Here is a 15,840-nt window from a genome sequence, read left to right on the forward strand (position 1 = left end):
TGGTATTAAATTATCAATTTGGGGATTCGTACAGCTTAATAAATGAATAATAATATTGGTTCTTCTTTTTTTAATAGACCTTAGTTTGAGAATCTTGGAATATGCGATCATGCGCTATCCTCTACTCTTTCTCCTTGTCTTTGGAATATTGGCTTCAGGCTGCACCCGTAAGCGGGCTGAACTCGGATCAAGTGAAAATCCGATTAAATTTTTCTTTGTCCCATCTGTGGATGTAAAAGTGATCGAAGACACTTCAAACGTTCTCAAGAAGTACCTGGAGTCAAATACCCCCTATAAATTTAAGATCTTGATCCCTCCTAGCTACATTGCCGTGGTTGAGGCTTTTGGAACAAACCGAGCGGATGTGGCCGTTGTTAATACATTCGGATACATTTTGGCCCACGATCGATACGGAGCGAGGGCCCGATTGACGACAATTCGCTACGGAGAGTCGACTTATAGAGGACAGTTTTTGGCAAGATCGGATAGTAAAATTAAAAAGTTGGAGGACTTGGAAGGGAAGAAAATTGCCTTCGTCGATCCCGCCTCAACTTCTGGGTATCTTTTGCCCCTCAAGTATTTAAAGGACAGAAAGATTAAACCCAAGGAAACGATGTTTGCTATGCGCCATGACAATGTGGTGTCGATGATCTACCAGGGCCAAGTCGACGCCGGAGCGACTTTTTATTCGCCCCCCGTCGAGGGCCGAATTCAAGATGCGCGTCGCCTCGTGGTGGCGCAGTATCCAGATGTCGAGGAGAAAGTAAAAATAATTGAACTGACTTCTTCTATACCCAACGATCCTGTTATTTTTCGTAAGGATTTAAACGAGGAGATGGTTGAAAAAGTGGTCTCAGCTTTGCAAGTCTTTACCAAGACTCCCGAGGGCAAGGATGCTCTGGAAAAGCTATCTTCAGTTAATGGGCTGATCCCAGCTGTGGATAAGGACTATGATCAGACAAGGGAGATTCTCAGGGCCTTGGGAAAATCAGCCTCCGAGCTCGTCAAGTGATGGAACCCATTCTCTCAGTTAAGAATTTATCGAAGATCTACCCCAACGGAGTTGCAGCGCTTAAGAATGTTTCGTTTGATGTCTATCCTGGAGAATTTCTCATTGTGATCGGCCTGAGTGGTTCCGGGAAATCGACATTGCTTCGCTGTATCAATCGTCTGCACGATCCTTCTTCAGGTGAAATTTGGTTCGGCGGTGAGCGAATTGATTCTGTCAAGGGGACGCGATTGAGAAACTTGAGGCGGGAAATCGCCATGATCTTTCAGCAATTCAACTTGATACCGCGGCACACAGTCATGGGCAATGTACTCATGGGTCGATTGGGCTCGTCTTCTACGATATCGAGTTTATTTGGAAATTTTAGCAGTCAAGATAAGTCCGATGCAATCAAGTATTTGAAGCTCGTCGGCATCGAAGAGAAAGCCAAAGTTCGTGCAGATCAGTTGTCAGGCGGGCAACAGCAGCGAGTCGCCATTGCCCGAGCCCTCTGCCAGAACCCGAAAGTACTTCTGGCCGATGAACCGGTGGCGAGCCTTGATCCGGCCACTTGTCATCTTGTGATGGATTATTTGAGAAAAGTAAACCGGGAACTTGGAATTACAATTGTTTGTAATCTGCATTTCTTGAGCTTGGTGCGTGAATATGGAACCCGCGTGATTGCCCTACGCGGGGGCGAACTCGTCTATCAAGGTTCACCCAAAGAAATTGATGACCAGTGGTTTTCTCGTATTTATGGTGAAGGAGCAAAAGAAGTTCATGTTAATTAAATCAGAGAGTTTTAAACGTCTTATTTTCGATTCGACGTTTTTTACCTATTCAGTTTGGGTGCTCATTTATTCAGTTTTTCTGATTATCCGGTGGATGGGTTTTACCGATCTAGAGATTGACCAAGAATGGGCGATCACTCACATGAGGATCCTGGCTCTTGCAACTATTTTGGTTGGCGGCTTGATGCTTGGTGTTTCCTCATTGTTGGCTAAAATGAATTGTGTGAGCTTGGGTGAATTTTTATTTGCCGACCCAAAAAGGAAGCAGATTGTAACTGACATCCCATTTTTTCGCTCTTTCTGGGGACCTCATCTACTGGCAACACTCTTTCTCACATTTTTGGTGAGTTTCAATGTCACTGAGGTGTCAATATATGAATTGACTGATCCCGATGGTTTGGCCGGGGCTTGGCGTCTCTTTAAAGGGCTCGCAAACGCAAACCTCGAGCTTCTGCCAACGGCGATTGTTAAAGTGATCGAAACGGTATTCATTGCTTTTCTCGGCACAGCAATTGCTATTCCAATTTCTTTTTTCCTTTCGTTTATTTGCGCTAAAAATATCATGATTCATCCAGTGGCTTTTTTTCTCTATTTTGCTTTGCGCACGATTCTCAATGTCATGCGTTCGGTTGAACCATTAATTTGGGCGATTATTTTTACTGTCTGGGTTGGAGTGGGTCCATTTGCTGGAATGCTGGCTCTGATGATTCATTCCATCGCTTCTCTCACAAAGCAGTATTCGGAGATTGTTGAGGGGGTTGCCGAGGGTCCAATAGATGGCATACGCTCCACGGGAGCGAATTCGATTCAAGTTATTTGGTTTGCGGTCGTCCCTCAGATTGTTCTTCCCTATATCGCATTTACTATTTACCGCTGGGATATCAATGTTCGAATGGCAACTGTGATTGGCTTGGTTGGAGGTGGAGGGATTGGAACACTTTTGATCAAGTACCAAGGGCAAGCGATGTGGCGAGAAGTTGGCTGCATCATTCTCGTCATTGCCGCTGTTGTCTGGCTCATGGACACAGCCTCTGCTTATATTCGCGAAGCACTTAAATAAATTGGAAACTCAGAAGTATCTTTACTTCTATCTTTATCCTAAAATAGGCTAGAATCCCTTTCTGGATGGTTGGATTTATGAAACTGGGCGTTTCGCTCTTTAGAGTAGTGCTACCTATTTGGATCGGGCTATCAGCTGCTGCTGGTGGATCTTCAATTCAATTTTCGTCTTGCAGGGATTCCTCCGATATCTCCTCGGTTGATTTGGGTCATTCGTCGGTAGAGAAGGATTGTCAGATTCATTCAGACCCTCTCGATGCAAAACCAATCAGAACAATCAAGGCGAATATTGACACACAAGCTAGGTCACATTTATTGCAGATGTTATCAAAGCGAGTGAGAATGTTGGCTGGAATCAACATTCAAGAATTAGAAGACTACGAATCCTGTCTACTTCGTCCGGAGGCGAAAGACTGCGCGAATAAAAACAGTGGGGTAAAATCGGCCATCGAAGAGAACTGGCCCGCAATGGAAAAGGGCTTAGTGTACGGATTTTCTCCCAAATGGGGTCAGATCAAAAAGCACCTCTATGATGTTGAATCATTGATTCCCAAAAAAGTAAATTCTCCGTTTTTTGTTGGCAATGGTATCTCCTTAGATAAGGAGGGGCAGGCCCTTTACTTTGATGATTTTGTTTCGGTCGTTAATAAATTTGCGAAGGAGGCGTGCGAAAAGAGAAAGGTTCCATGCGAAGATTTGAGAAGTGCGCAGTATTCGATTAGCAAAAGCGTTGAGGCCGAAGTAGTGGAAAGATTGAATGGTGAGTTTAAGTCGCAGTACAGGAATCAGTTCATGGATGCGATGAGGAAGGCACCTGTGATGACCTACCTAAAATCAAAAAACCCCACAGACCAAGAAATTGTCTTGGCACTCAATGAAATGATCACAAATAACAGGAAAATGCTGGAGACGGAGCTTGACCCTTCGAGTCTGGCCGGATTTACTTCTGCGATAGAAGGTATATTGAGGGAGTTTCCTGAATATTGTGATGTCGCGAAAAAGTGGATTCAGGAAGTACACGAGAGCGAAAAACTGAAAGCGAATCTGGAACTCGCGGCTGCTGGAGCCGTGGTCACCGGATGCGTTGCTGCCGGTTTCTTTTCGGCAGGGATCGCAAGTGCGCTGTGTCTCGCAGCCGACGTGAGTTTGGCATCTTCAACGCTCTATATGCGCCGCCAGGATTACATGATGGAGAAAACCAGAGCCCTGGGGAGTGCTTTGGACAATCGAATGGTCGAGGACTACCATCGCCTTACGAGTGCTGGACAATCCTACTCTTTCGCCTTGGCAGTTGCACCACTAAATGGACTGGGAATTGGTCGTGTCATCAAGGCCAGTGGGGAAGGAGCTTTGGCTGCGGGCAAAAGCGTTCCGAAGACCCTAAATAGAAGCGCAGATTCTTTGGGTTCGGATATTGGTGTGCCCGTTAAGGTGATCTCTCCTTCTGATTCTCAAGTTGTATATCGGATGGATCCGAGGTACCTCACTGAAAATTTGGAGGGTAACTTAGTAAAACCTAGGGTTGTCAACTACGTGGGGAAGGATCAGCACAAGTATCAGGTCATGTCCAAAGGGGACGGAAAGCTATACGATTCAGAGGGCTGCACGATTCAGACTTATTGACCCACCCGATTCGGTGAATTGACCCACCCGGCGGCGACAGAACTGCTAAATAAACGAGCTAGCAGATTTCCACAAGTTATTTTCCTCTGGGAAGCTGATTTAGTTTTTCGCGGTAAGACCCCCCCTTGAGATTTATTCTCTGGCTGGGGTTGATCATTCTATCCACGATGGCTTCGGCAATGACTGGGTCTTCGAAGAGCTTGAACCAACCCTTGGGATCAATCTGGGATGTGACGATGACAGGTCCTTTTCTGGCCCGCGCTTCGAGAAGTTCAACAAGTACATTGGCTTCTTCATGCGAATATTGCCTGAGTCCAAAATCATCGAGGATAAGCACTTGTGTGGAATTGAGTCTGGTGAGAAATCCAATCATCTTGCCCGAGCTTCTGGCTGCGAGAACTTCTTCAAACATGAGGTTTACGGGTAAAAAAGACACTGACAAGTTTTCTTGGCAAATCTTTCTCCCGAGTGTGATTGCCAAATGGGTCTTGCCTTCGCCAGTGCGACCCAGAATGATCAAGTTCTCTTTATTTTTAAAAATGATAGAACCGAAAGCTCCTTGAGTTTTACTTTTGTCAGTCCCCTGTCAAAACTCATGTCCCAATCTTCGAAGTCCGCCTGGTGTCTGAACTTCGCTCGTCTGGTAAGAGATTTTGATAGACGATCTCGTCTGAAGTTTTTCTCATCCTCGAGGATGAGGGACAAAAACTCCAGAGGATGCAGATTTTTACTCACAGCTTCTTGAGACCTAGAATCGATGTTTTGGTGAATACCGAAAAATCTAAGGTCATAGGCGATACGTTTTGCCTGTGCTTCCATAATTAAGGTTCCTTGTTGTTATGTAGATAAATTAAATTGGGATCTCGTTCAGGTTTAATGATGCGTGGTCTTGTACCTCCTACTTTGTGATGGAGAGCCGAAGCTCTGATGAAATTGAACTGGGTTTTATTGAAAATAAGGGCTTGTGTCGCCGCGTACTCGAGATCAGCCTTTGAGACTTCATTTTTGTGAACTAACCTGAGGATGCCCTGAGCCCTTCTGAGAGACTTGAGGGGATAAGGATCACGGAAGACTTTTTGAAAGAGTTCAAAAGTTTTGGATCCGATATTTTGCGCTTGCCTGAGAGCCGAGGCCACTTCGAATCGGGCGGTGGCGACTTGGTGTTCTGGGTAGTGGGCGTCGATGGTGGAGGCCCTGTCTGGGGATTTTACTTTTGCGTGGATTGCGATTGAATCTGAATCCGCAGTAAATATCTCGACGGTATTTATTTTGATTCGGGCTTTGACCGTGGTGCCGACAAACTGATGCGGGACGGAGTAGAATTTGGAATCGACTTGAATATGGCAATCTGGATGAACCTTACAGGTCTTCCAGACGGAGAGTTCAAATGAATTGGGGTTTACAGTTTGCAAAAGAGGTCTTTCATTTTCGAATCTATCCTCTCTTGAAATTCCATCATGATCCTTCATGGGTGCAGAGTTGAGTTCGTTGAGATATTTTTGAAATCTTTGATTGAGATCAAATATTGAATAAAAGATTTGATCTCTGACTTCGTTGAAGAATTGTTTTTGTATAATGCCGATTGCGCCTTCCACCGCGGCTTTATCTTTGGGCCGTCGAGGCCTTGCTGGGAGGACGGCAAATCCATGATGGTTGCTGAACTCAATGAAGGACTGGTTGGTGTCGGGATCATAGATATGGGCTCTTGTGACGCCGGGCTTAAGATTGTCAACGACTGCGTACTTTGGGGTGCCACCGAGTTTGATGAATGAGTTTTCAATGGCTCTGAAGAACTCAGGTTGCTTTTGTCCGAAGGTAAACTCACCGACGGTGTATGAACTCCATGGCAAGGTTCCGACGAAGAGTTGAGTTTTAATCTTAGCTTGAGTCCTTGGATCAGTGATTGAAATCCCATCTGAAAAATCGAAGAAGATTTTTTCGCCGGGATTGTGTTGAAGTCTGATTGTCACCTGCGGTTTTTTTGGGAATCGCCGTCTGAAACGATGATAGAAAATCATATAGGTCATGACTTCGATGGCGTGTTCTTTGTGAAGAATTTTAAGAGGGACACCTTTGTTGAACTCGGTCGCGATAAATTCCCAGTTGATTGGGACAGGCTGGCTCTGTGCGAAACCCACTACCGAGGGGACTGATGATGGTGGACCTGAGTCTCTGATGCAAGCTCTGACGGTATTCCTGGCGATCTTAAGGGCCTGCGCAATCTTGCGGATGCTGCGGCCTTGAGTGTGAAGTTCTAAAATTTGATTTTGCATGGCAACTGAAGTTCTCCGTTGAGTCATGGAACCCTCCTTTTGTTTAAGGATAGGTGCCACGGGATTGAAGATTTAGTCGCTGCCTGGATTTATGACTCAGTGCTCAAGTCGAATATAGGTGGGTCAATTCCCCGAAACGCCTGGGTCAGCTCATCCGAATTGGGTGGGTCAGCTTCTTTGAATTGGGTGGGTCAACTCAAGCCGAATCGGCCAAGGGCGTTCTTTTATCGACATTCGACCCAAAGCGGCCAAAGAAAAAGGCCATTTTTGTCATTACGACCGATGGGAGACTTCTTTTGAATGTTAGCCCTGAACCAGGAAAGTTTCAGCATTCCTCATTAGTAAATGGAGGTCCAGTTCGCTACGCAGGAGAAATGACAATTAAGGATGGTGATATCATGAGGATTACCAATCGGAGCGGTCACTATCACCCAAATCCAGACGCAGGGCTTTTGAAGAAATATTTTAAAGACGGCTTAGGGATTGAGTTGACCGATCAGCAGATTGATTTACTTCCTCGGTCTTTCGGGCAGAAACCCCAATGAGCGCCTTAAACACTTTGGATAGAATAATATAGGGAAGAAGACAAATAGGAAGTTTCTCCACTTTTAGGCTCAATCATTGTTTTCAAAATTTGGGCTAACGAGATGAATTTTCCGTGTCTTTAGATCATAGCGAAGCATGGCGACACATTTTGAAGTCGTGCAGACTCTTCCTTTTGGTGGAAGATTTCCCACAGCAATTGTCTCAGTATCTCCTAATCTTGTTGTTAGATTTAGAGCGTAATGGGAGTGCCCATGGAAGTGAAACCTGGGTTTTAGAGTCAAGATGAGATTTTCAATCCAAGAATGACCTTTGACTTCAAAGGTCGGACCTTGGTGAGTGAGGAGAATGGTACTTTGTGTCTGTTCGAGATACAGATTATCTTTGCCATGATGAGGACGAGCTCCAGATTCTCTGTTTTTCACTCGCAGTTCGCTTTCTGCTTGGGCCATCCTGGAACCCGTTGTTTGACCAAAGCTATCGGTTTCGTTAATTCCGCCTGCGGCTCCAACGTAAATTCTTTCACCAGAGATAAGCTCAAGCTCTTGCATGACCCCATCTGGAAGGATGAAAAAATGGTCTGCAAAAGACGAGACTCTCGAAGTATAAAGAAATTCATCAAGGTAAAAATCATGATTGCCACGGACGACAAAAATATTGCCTTCGATCCGATTGAGTTCATATGAAGTTCCAAAGTATTTATTAAAAATACGATTGTCTCCAAGAAAAAATTCATTTATCTCGGTTCCATTTTTTTGATGCCATCGTGGATATCGAATGGGGTCCTGATTAATCCCAAGATCACCCAGCTGAAAAATAATTGGAAATTTGACCTTATATTCAATCTGTAGTTGCGAGATGAGTGACAGAAAACGATCGAGTTCTCCGTGAACGTCTCCAATGAGAGGGATATAGATGGAGTCGTTTAGAATAAACTTTTGATCTCTAGGCAAAAATTTATTTTCTGTTCTTCGTTGAAAGGGTCTCCTCAGTTTTTCCCAGAGCTGCGGTAGGCAACCACGCTCGTCGGCACTCGCAAAATGAGAACAGGTAGGGTGAGTGAAAAGTAAAATAAAAGCTATTGATCGAAATATGCTAGACATAGAAACAAGCCATATCATGGTCTAAATTTAAAATCAGGTATTCTGAAAAACATTTACGGTTGAACATACCTTGTCCATCTTTGGATCTGGACGATGTTGAGGAGATCTTTGGCTCCTCAACAAATAGACAAGATAGTTGATGGTATTAGCCAGAGGAATCTGAATTTATCTATTTCGACTCCCCTTCAAGGTCGGTTTTCCCTGAAGCATCTAGGAAAGATGCCTTTAGACAATGTGTAGACGCTCTCACCAGAGGGTGACCAGCTTTCAATCTTTTTGATGTTAAATTCTTCTTGGCAGCGAGTTTCTCCCGTCCTGTATCGGACCGAAACTTTTGCAGTATAGGTCATTTCCTCTGGACACATGGGTGTGGGTTTACTCTCGTGGTAAGAGAACTCCGTTGTTACGGCAGAGATCTTTGTGACCCCTTTTAATCCAGCTGTGACAACGGTTTCGAGCTCTTTTTTCATTGCGGCTTGATCGATTGTATAAGAGCAGGCATCTGCTGCATGTGATCTAAGAATCACACCTAGGCTTAGTATAGCTAGAATTTTTGTCATCATCCCCTCCTAAAAAATAAACGGTTTAGATTTCAAAGTCTTCTGCACAAGAATGTTAGGATATGCTTGTGCAGAGTAAACAGAAACAGGCGATTTGAAAAAAATATACAATTGGCGGTCTTCGTAAAAAGAGCGAGATCTAAAAAGAAATTTAGGGGGCCAATATCTTGCGAGTTGGGTTCCTTCGGTGGAATTGCCACGGACGGTTCATCAAACATATTATTCCTCCGTTTTCGCCATTTCCCATCGAGTCGCAGAAGAAATTCGAGAAATGGTTTTGAGGAGCCTAACGGATTTTCGAGAAAAAATGGTTTCAGCTCCTTCAGAGCAACTTTTTGTTTTGTGCTTGGGCGACTACCCTCTTAATCGTTCTCAAGATGGTCATGAGTATAAAAAATTTTGATCGGAAATTCGCCGTTCATGACGATCAGGGATCCATTTGGAATAACGATAGGCAGGCCCTCGCTCTCATCAAACAAGAGGAGGGGCCTATCCATGACTTCGACGGCAATGAGTTGAGGTGAATCAAGCCAGTTAGGGAAACGGCTCTTTATTGCATTTGTGGCCCAATTCCGCTGTCATTTTGTACAAATATCCTGTGGTTATTTAATCGGCCAAGATAAAGACTGCCAGGGTTTATCCTCTTGAGGATTTCTTGATTATTAAATTCTCCCCTTTTGATTTTCCCACCCCAGGTAGCATTTGAAATATCCCTAACTAGTTGCCACAACTGGGGAAAATCCATTTCAGTTGAGATCAAGGGTGAAAGGTATTCGCGGATGAGCTGGACGAGAGGTGTGAACTTATCGAAGGTAAGATATCTTGGGCATGCCTTGGTGGCTTGGGGGCCATGATCTCGATCTTTGTCTGTTTCAGTTACGGCCAAAGATGAAGTCGAAAGGAGCATCAAAAACAAAATCGAAAGCAAACGACGGGGCAGGAGGTATCTTTCAGAAGGGGGCATGAATGCTTGATTCACCATAGACTGAGGATACCCTGCAACAAGTCGGCCAACGGTGCCGTGCGCATTGCCTATTGGCCGGGATGTACCGTGTCATTTTTGATAGACAGGAATCCGGAGGCTGAGTCGGCCAGCCCGAGAGACTGAAAAGAGACTGACAATTTAGGACACTAACTTAAAAAAATCGTCATGCGCTTCTCTCAATCATACTCATACTAGCGGTGTGGGTGGTGTGTGTTCTTAATTGAAGGCGTTTAAAGGGAGGTTTTAAATGAAGAAAACTGTGACAGTGGGAGATTACATGACTCGTGTCCCAAAATCGGTTGGGTTTGATCAGTCGGTCGCGAAGGCACAAAGCGTTATGAGGGATTTGCGAGTCAGGCACCTTCCAGTTTTGAAGGGTGGGAAATTAGTCGGTGTTTTAACAGATCGAGACGTCAACCTGGTTCTTGGGTTTGCCGATGTTGATCCTGAGGTTTTGACCGTGGATGAGGCCTACACGCCTGAGCCCTATTTTACGGCTCCTGATGCAGCCCTGACGGAAGTCGCGGCCTGTATGGCGGAGGGCAAGTATGGCTGTGCTATCGTGCTTGAAAAAGGTAAACTGGTAGGGATTTTCACTGAGGTGGATGCCTATCGGGTTCTCTCGGAAGTCTTAAAAAGAGAATAGTCAGATTGAGTGAGGTTAAAATAATTGCATGAAGGAACGATCCAGTTCTGGTCAAAGTAAAGATCACGGTGATCGGCGTATCCGAAAACTACGCAGGCGTGACAGTCAGTTGAGGTACCGGGTTGAGAGCGGAAAAGTTGTCATTGATCTTCAGGTGAGGAGCCTAAATCAGCTTTTTGATTCCCGGGACCCTTCTCCTTTTAGGGAGAGAGATTTGGACGAAAAGGCCGTGGAGTACATGGTGAGCGCAGCAGAAGAAATTGGGGTAAAGGAACCGCTGAAAATTGTGATTCATTACTCGAAGCAAATCGACGGGGAGTTGAGAGTTGATTCGGTGCCCAGTGCTATTCACAGTTTTTTTGAATACGAAGCCGACATATTACGTCGAAGAGTTGCTTTGTTTTTTCAGAACGGGCGGGTTTCGTTGGGGGTTGGTTTTTTAAGCCTCTTCGTGTTGCTGGGTTTGGCCGAATCCGTTGCAAACTCAAATATTCCGCTGGGGAATATTTTGCGGGAAGGATTTATGATAACGGGATGGGTCGCGTTGTGGACGCCCCTGAACACCTTTTTGTATGGCTGGTGGCCCATCAAGCAAAAGGAGAGGTGCTATGAAAAACTCTCTAGAACTGAAGTCGTGTTAGTTTGCGAAGCATAGCTGAGCAGTGAATCAGACACAAATTTAAGAAGAAAATCAAAAGCGCAACAAAGAAAAATAGTTTTACTTGGGGAGAGATTGGAAAAATTCAGAGATGAGCCAACCAGAAGCTAAAAATAAGATTCCACCACTTGGTTTCAACCCATTGATGTTGTGGGTGGGCCTCATTATTTTTTTTATTGTGAGCTCCTATTACACCAATACAAGTCAAGATCTCAAGACCTACACGGAATTCATCGAGCTTGTTGAAAAAGACCAAGTCAAGGAAGTGGTCTTAGATGAAGAGCGGATTCTTGCAAAATTAAAGGATGAATCCAAGAACGTGATCGCTTATCGGGTCGAGGATGAGGGTCTGATTCCCCTTCTGAAATCCAAGGGAGTGAAACTCGAGGGGTCTCCGAAGGCAACGTTTTGGAGAAGCCTGGCTTTGTGGGTTTTTCCCGTTCTTCTTTTCTTTTTTCTATTTCGGAACATTTTTGCCGCCCAAGGAAGCCGTCTGATGAGTTTCAATAAATCCAAAGCAAAACTTTACATGGAAAAGGATATCAAGGCCTCCTTCGCAGATGTGGCTGGAGTTGACGAGGCAAAAGAGGAATTGATGGAGGTCGTTAATTTTTTAAAGGATCCAAAAAAATATTCGAGATTGGGCGGGAGAGCTCCAAAAGGGGTTTTGCTGGTGGGTCCTCCAGGTACAGGAAAGACCCTCATGGCCAGGGCTGTTGCGGGAGAAGCGAGCGTACCATTTTTCTCTATCAATGGATCTGAGTTTGTCGAGCTGTTTGTGGGGATGGGAGCTTCTAGAGTCAGAGATTTGTTTGATCAGGCTCGGAAGAACTCTCCCTGTATCATTTTTATTGATGAGCTGGATGCCTTAGGAAAAGCAAGAGCACTTGGCGGTTTTGCTGGTGCAAATGATGAAAAGGAGCAGACTCTGAATCAACTCTTGGCGGAGCTAGATGGCTTTGATTCGACAATAGGAGTGATTCTTTTGGCCGCAACCAACAGACCAGAAGTCCTCGATCCAGCACTCCTAAGAGCTGGGAGATTTGATCGACAGGTTCTTTTGGATAATCCCGACCAGAGGGGACGTCTTCAAATCTTAAATATTCACGCCAAAAACATCAAGCTTGAAGAGGGACTCAAGCTTGAAGAGGTGGCCTCAATGACTCCGGGTTTTTCTGGTGCAGATTTGGCCAATCTCGTCAATGAGGCGGCCCTCATTGCGACTCGACGAAATGCCGAAGGTGTTCAATTGCAGGATTTTGTGCAGGCGATGGAGAGGATTGTGGCTGGCCTCGAACGCAAACAAAGATTGATGAACAAGGATGAGAAGAAAAGAGTGGCCTACCATGAAATGGGTCATGCAACAGTCGCCATGGCCCTGCAATTTCTTGATCGGGTTCAGAAAGTGAGTATCATTCCTCGTGGTATTGGGGCACTGGGCTACACGCTCCAGAGGCCTTTGGAAGATCGGTATTTGATGACAAAAGAGGAGTTAAAGCGAAAGATCTCCGTTTTGCTCGCCGGTCGCCTTGCTGAAGAAAGATACTGTGGAGATATATCGACGGGGGCGGGTGATGATCTGGTCAAGGCGACCAATATTGCGCGTGCCATGGTGACTCAATATGGAATGGGGCAAGTTCTGGGTCTCATGAGTGGCGAAGAAAGTGGTTCATCACGATACTTGCAAGGGCCGGCCTATCAAAATCGAGGGATTCGGAGTTGGAGTGACAGCACAGAAGAGAAGATCGATTTGGAAGTGAAATCACTCTTGGATGAATGTCGAGTGAACGCAGAAAGTGTGCTCAATGCCAACGTCCAGTTTGTTGAAATCTGCGTCAACGAACTGATGCAAAAAGAGACTCTCGATGCAACTGAGCTTGCTCGTCTTTGGAAGGCCCATAAAGGGGTCTCGGAGAAGACAAGCTCTCCTTCAATTTTGCCCAAAATCTAAAAACTAAAAAGCACTATTCAAGGAGATGTCGACAAGGTTCACAGGGCGGCCCGGGTCACTCGCAAAACTACCCCGCTTTCCCTTCTCGCTTTCAGTCTGAGTCCATTGAGCTTTTGCGACCAGGGAGGGAGAAACAATATAATTGAGGCCCAGAATTTTTGAGGTCTGTTTTCCGTTTTTTATAAAAGGGTTGGTTGCTTCCAGCTCAGATTCTGCAGAATAAGTGAGATGAGTCAAAATTGACTTTTTCCCCCCCCAGTAATATCCCAGCGTCGCATAGTACGCGGCTATTTTTTCTAGGTCCGAAACGCTATTCTTTTGTTGAACATACTCGCCAAGTGCCAAGACTCTCTCTCCATCCCAGCGAAATCCCATATTAGAAAAAGTGGCTCGGCCAAGATTCAAGGGAGTCACTGAAGTCGTGCGCGCAGATAAGGTATCGTAAGGCGCAGGAAGACCGAGAAGGGTGTCTTTATTCGCGACAATCGAGGCATCCACGTGAGCCTGAAAATAGGCCACCCGAAAACTCAACTCATTGCGCTTTATAGTCAGTGTCGATCCAACTATGTCCCGGGCGTCCAATTCAAAAGTGGTGTCCTTATCTCTGCGAAGGTCGGAATTGGCACCTCCGCCAACCAGCTCAATTTGTAGATTTGTGGATTTTGGCAAGGTGAAAGAAAAGGAATGGCTCATTCCCACAAATGAGGAGAGTGGATTCGTGTCGTACACTTCATTTGGGGGGCGGTTCCAAGGATAAAGAACACCAACGTCTAAGTGATCAGAAATCAGCCATGCGGGTAGCTTCTGTTTTCCAAGCCTCAGCGAGTAGATAGAACTGGGCTCCCAAGTTGCCAAAGCCCAATCCAACTCAGGTTCAAAGCTTCGGTCTCCACCAGTACCCCTAGCCACCAGCTGAAGAGTCGCTGTCCATGTCTCATCAATCGAAATTGTTCCGTTGAGTCCAGCTTTGCTATCGTTGTAAAGGTTGAGCTTGTCATTGAGGTAGCCCCCATAAAGTACATCCGAGTCAGATTGATTTACAGACAAGGTCCAAAAGCCTCCCCAGCGGATCATACTCTGTTCGGCATGCACCATTGAATTTTGAAACAAGAACAGCCAAGAAAACAAAAAACACAATGCGAATGATTTCACAAGAGGCTCCATATTTTATAACTAAAATTCATTTATGCTCGGCCGACACAGCCCTCATGATTGCAAAGGAAATTTTATTGGTCAAATCTTAATAGTGAAATATATTTAGACCTTTTCTATAAAAAGAATTGATTTCGTAGCTCTATTTGCAGGTATAATTGAATGGTATTTTGGGAATGGTATTTTGGAAATTCAGGGCTTTCTGTCGTTAGATTTTTTGTCTGATTGGGTTAGTTCGGAAAGTATTTTTTTGGGGTGGGATGTGAGATTTCAAATCATTCGTTTGACGGTTGTGATTGGTATGTTGATTTTTGTGAAGATAGCTTCGGCCGAAGCTGCTTATTATTTGGCCGTTAATTCAAGCAATAAAATTAGCGAGATCTCCCAAGAGAAGCTTGAGAGTATTTTTTCTGGAAGGATGATTTTTTGGGAATCGGGAGGTCGAATTCGACCTTCCTTAATTGATGAAGAGAGTTCATCTGGTAAAGCCTTCTTAGCTCAAGTTGTGAAGATGGATTCGAAACAGTACGTTGATTTTTGGAGACGCAAACTGTTTAGCGGGAGAGGCCTGCCTCCGAGAAGTTTTAAGTCCGAGAAAGACCTTATTCATTATGTCAGTGAAAATGAGGGTGCCATTGCTGTCCTCTCCTCTCGTCCTGGGGCCGTCGAGCCAGGTTTTCGAATTATTGAGGTTACCCAATAGAACAATGTGAACTGGCCTGCTTGATTGTTGATCCAAACTCCAAAGGTACCTGACTGAACCAAATCTCAGGGGTCCAGGATCTTCAAACATGCGTCCGGCAGCAGCGCTCCCTTTGTGAGCACTGCACCAAGCCGAACTCGATCCTGAACCCCTGAGATTTAGTTCCGCCGGCTCCCTGTGGCTCTTGGATACAACAGCTTCACCCAAGGGCTGCAGGCCAGCCGCTGTATTAAAATCTAGATCTTTATTTTGGAGGCCTTCATCGTGAGATGATCTGGTGATTATGAAAATCTACATATAGGTCAATATGATCCTTAAGCCTTTTGGGATCTTTGGTTGTACATCAGGTTTTACGAATGAGGCGATTGATGTTAGCTCTGAACATGGCGTAGGTGTGATTAAGATAAAATAAAGGATCAAATCCAAATTCTTCTGATTTTTGATCCTCGACCAATGGGCAAGAAAAAGAAACTTTCGGGTGTCCGTCCGACTTTCTGAAAAAAGATCCGAAGTTCGGATCCTTTTGAGGTCGTTCGAAAGTTTCTTTACTTTATAACAGCGGCCGGCCTGCAGCCCTTGGGTGAAGCTGTTGTATCCAAGAGCCACAGGGAGCCGGCTGAACTAAATCTCAGGGGTTCAGGATCGAGTTCGGCTTGGTGCAGTGCTCACAAGGGCGGCTGCGGCGCTGTTTGAAGATCCTGGACCCCTGAGATTTGGTTCAGTCAGGTACCCTTGGAGTTTGGATCAACAATCAAGCAGGCCAGTTCATGGGATTTGCGAACAGCCCTAAATTCAGGTTTGGTAT

Annotated in this window: 17 protein-coding genes; 10 read left to right on the top strand and 7 right to left on the bottom strand. The window is 45.2% G+C overall.

All coding sequences use genetic code 11. The features are described 5' to 3' along the window. The first annotated feature begins 109 nt into the window (after positions 1-109). The 4 genes from IPL83_04205 to IPL83_04220 all read left to right on the top strand — a co-directional run bounded on the left by IPL83_04205 (position 110) and on the right by IPL83_04220 (position 4,461). On the top strand, positions 110-1,012 hold the full coding sequence (locus IPL83_04205; protein MBK9038356.1) for a phosphate/phosphite/phosphonate ABC transporter substrate-binding protein: 903 nt from the start codon (positions 110-112) through the stop codon (positions 1,010-1,012). Next, positions 1,012-1,779 (top strand): phosphonate ABC transporter ATP-binding protein, encoded by a 768-nt coding sequence (gene phnC, locus IPL83_04210; GenBank protein ID MBK9038357.1) that lies wholly within the window; start codon positions 1,012-1,014, stop codon positions 1,777-1,779. Before IPL83_04205 ends, phnC begins: the two co-directional genes overlap by 1 nt. Further along, a complete protein-coding gene (gene phnE, locus IPL83_04215) occupies positions 1,769-2,839 on the top strand; it encodes a phosphonate ABC transporter, permease protein PhnE (GenBank protein ID MBK9038358.1) in 1,071 nt (356 codons plus the stop codon). The genes phnC and phnE overlap by 11 nt, the downstream gene beginning before the upstream one ends. A gap of 77 nt (positions 2,840-2,916) precedes the next feature. Beyond that, the gene (locus IPL83_04220; protein MBK9038359.1) at positions 2,917-4,461 is read left to right on the top strand and encodes a hypothetical protein; all 1,545 of its coding nucleotides are present in this window, start codon (positions 2,917-2,919) and stop codon (positions 4,459-4,461) included. Between the two features lie 76 nt (positions 4,462-4,537). Here IPL83_04220 and IPL83_04225 read toward each other — a convergent pair whose 3' ends face one another. From IPL83_04225 to IPL83_04235, 3 genes are read right to left on the bottom strand one after another with little or no spacing between them, the layout of a single operon-like run. Continuing rightward, positions 4,538-4,981 carry an ATP-binding protein gene (locus IPL83_04225; protein ID MBK9038360.1) on the bottom strand — a complete coding sequence of 148 codons (444 nt, stop codon included), beginning with the start codon at positions 4,979-4,981 and terminating at the stop codon, positions 4,538-4,540. After that, positions 4,978-5,280, bottom strand: coding sequence for a hypothetical protein (locus IPL83_04230; protein ID MBK9038361.1), 303 nt, complete (start codon positions 5,278-5,280; stop codon positions 4,978-4,980). The genes IPL83_04225 and IPL83_04230 overlap by 4 nt, the downstream gene beginning before the upstream one ends. A 2-nt stretch (positions 5,281-5,282) precedes the next feature. Beyond that, positions 5,283-6,761, bottom strand: coding sequence for an IS21 family transposase (locus IPL83_04235; protein MBK9038362.1), 1,479 nt, complete (start codon positions 6,759-6,761; stop codon positions 5,283-5,285). Between the two features lie 155 nt (positions 6,762-6,916). Here IPL83_04235 and IPL83_04240 point away from each other — a divergent pair, with 155 nt between their 5' ends. Then, the gene (locus IPL83_04240) at positions 6,917-7,279 is read left to right on the top strand and encodes a hypothetical protein (protein ID MBK9038363.1); all 363 of its coding nucleotides are present in this window, start codon (positions 6,917-6,919) and stop codon (positions 7,277-7,279) included. Between the two features lie 69 nt (positions 7,280-7,348). Here IPL83_04240 and IPL83_04245 read toward each other — a convergent pair whose 3' ends face one another. Together IPL83_04245 and IPL83_04250 are read right to left on the bottom strand one after the other, a co-directional pair. Continuing rightward, positions 7,349-8,380, bottom strand: coding sequence for a metallophosphoesterase (locus tag IPL83_04245; GenBank protein MBK9038364.1), 1,032 nt, complete (start codon positions 8,378-8,380; stop codon positions 7,349-7,351). 185 nt (positions 8,381-8,565) lie between these two features. Further along, positions 8,566-8,943: a hypothetical protein gene (locus tag IPL83_04250; GenBank protein ID MBK9038365.1), complete on the bottom strand. Its 378-nt coding sequence runs from the start codon at positions 8,941-8,943 to the stop codon at positions 8,566-8,568. Positions 8,944-9,323: 380 nt separating this feature from the next. Between IPL83_04250 and IPL83_04255 the strand changes: the two genes are divergently transcribed. Next, on the top strand, positions 9,324-9,464 hold the full coding sequence (locus IPL83_04255) for a hypothetical protein (GenBank protein MBK9038366.1): 141 nt from the start codon (positions 9,324-9,326) through the stop codon (positions 9,462-9,464). 26 nt (positions 9,465-9,490) lie between these two features. Here IPL83_04255 and IPL83_04260 read toward each other — a convergent pair whose 3' ends face one another. Continuing rightward, positions 9,491-9,922, bottom strand: a complete 432-nt coding sequence (locus IPL83_04260) for a hypothetical protein (protein MBK9038367.1) — start codon at positions 9,920-9,922, stop codon at positions 9,491-9,493. 250 nt (positions 9,923-10,172) lie between these two features. Between IPL83_04260 and IPL83_04265 the strand changes: the two genes are divergently transcribed. The 3 genes from IPL83_04265 (at position 10,173) to ftsH (ending at position 13,180) form a co-directional block, all read left to right on the top strand. Then, entirely contained in the window at positions 10,173-10,571 is a 399-nt protein-coding gene (locus tag IPL83_04265; protein ID MBK9038368.1) for a CBS domain-containing protein, read from the top strand. 28 nt (positions 10,572-10,599) lie between these two features. After that, on the top strand, positions 10,600-11,226 hold the full coding sequence (locus IPL83_04270) for a hypothetical protein (GenBank protein ID MBK9038369.1): 627 nt from the start codon (positions 10,600-10,602) through the stop codon (positions 11,224-11,226). A 148-nt stretch (positions 11,227-11,374) separates the two neighbouring features. After that, positions 11,375-13,180, top strand: coding sequence for an ATP-dependent zinc metalloprotease FtsH (gene ftsH, locus IPL83_04275; protein MBK9038370.1), 1,806 nt, complete (start codon positions 11,375-11,377; stop codon positions 13,178-13,180). 3 nt (positions 13,181-13,183) lie between these two features. On the opposite strand, the gene IPL83_04280 is transcribed toward ftsH, so the two are convergent. Continuing rightward, positions 13,184-14,332, bottom strand: a complete 1,149-nt coding sequence (locus tag IPL83_04280; GenBank protein MBK9038371.1) for a hypothetical protein — start codon at positions 14,330-14,332, stop codon at positions 13,184-13,186. A gap of 262 nt (positions 14,333-14,594) precedes the next feature. Here IPL83_04280 and IPL83_04285 point away from each other — a divergent pair, with 262 nt between their 5' ends. Continuing rightward, a complete protein-coding gene (locus IPL83_04285; protein ID MBK9038372.1) occupies positions 14,595-15,035 on the top strand; it encodes a hypothetical protein in 441 nt (146 codons plus the stop codon). Positions 15,036-15,840: the final 805 nt, after the last annotated feature.

Source organism: Bdellovibrionales bacterium (assembly GCA_016716765.1).
Lineage (GTDB): Bacteria > Bdellovibrionota > Bdellovibrionia > Bdellovibrionales > UBA1609 > JADJVA01.

Excerpts from the sequence above, each read along its gene's own strand:
- IPL83_04245 (MBK9038364.1), bottom strand. The coding sequence starts at position 8,380 with ATGTCTAGCATATTTCGATCAATAGCTTTTATTTTACTTTTCACTCAC.
- IPL83_04230 (MBK9038361.1), bottom strand. The coding sequence starts at position 5,280 with ATGGAAGCACAGGCAAAACGTATCGCCTATGACCTTAGATTTTTCGGT.
- phnC (MBK9038357.1), top strand. The coding sequence starts at position 1,012 with ATGGAACCCATTCTCTCAGTTAAGAATTTATCGAAGATCTACCCCAAC.
- IPL83_04250 (MBK9038365.1), bottom strand. The coding sequence starts at position 8,943 with ATGATGACAAAAATTCTAGCTATACTAAGCCTAGGTGTGATTCTTAGA.
- IPL83_04235 (MBK9038362.1), bottom strand. The coding sequence starts at position 6,761 with ATGACTCAACGGAGAACTTCAGTTGCCATGCAAAATCAAATTTTAGAA.
- IPL83_04265 (MBK9038368.1), top strand. The coding sequence starts at position 10,173 with ATGAAGAAAACTGTGACAGTGGGAGATTACATGACTCGTGTCCCAAAA.
- IPL83_04205 (MBK9038356.1), top strand. The coding sequence starts at position 110 with ATGCGCTATCCTCTACTCTTTCTCCTTGTCTTTGGAATATTGGCTTCA.
- IPL83_04255 (MBK9038366.1), top strand. The coding sequence starts at position 9,324 with ATGAGTATAAAAAATTTTGATCGGAAATTCGCCGTTCATGACGATCAG.
- IPL83_04220 (MBK9038359.1), top strand. The coding sequence starts at position 2,917 with ATGAAACTGGGCGTTTCGCTCTTTAGAGTAGTGCTACCTATTTGGATC.
- IPL83_04260 (MBK9038367.1), bottom strand. The coding sequence starts at position 9,922 with ATGGTGAATCAAGCATTCATGCCCCCTTCTGAAAGATACCTCCTGCCC.
- phnE (MBK9038358.1), top strand. The coding sequence starts at position 1,769 with ATGTTAATTAAATCAGAGAGTTTTAAACGTCTTATTTTCGATTCGACG.
- IPL83_04270 (MBK9038369.1), top strand. The coding sequence starts at position 10,600 with ATGAAGGAACGATCCAGTTCTGGTCAAAGTAAAGATCACGGTGATCGG.
- ftsH (MBK9038370.1), top strand. The coding sequence starts at position 11,375 with ATGTTGTGGGTGGGCCTCATTATTTTTTTTATTGTGAGCTCCTATTAC.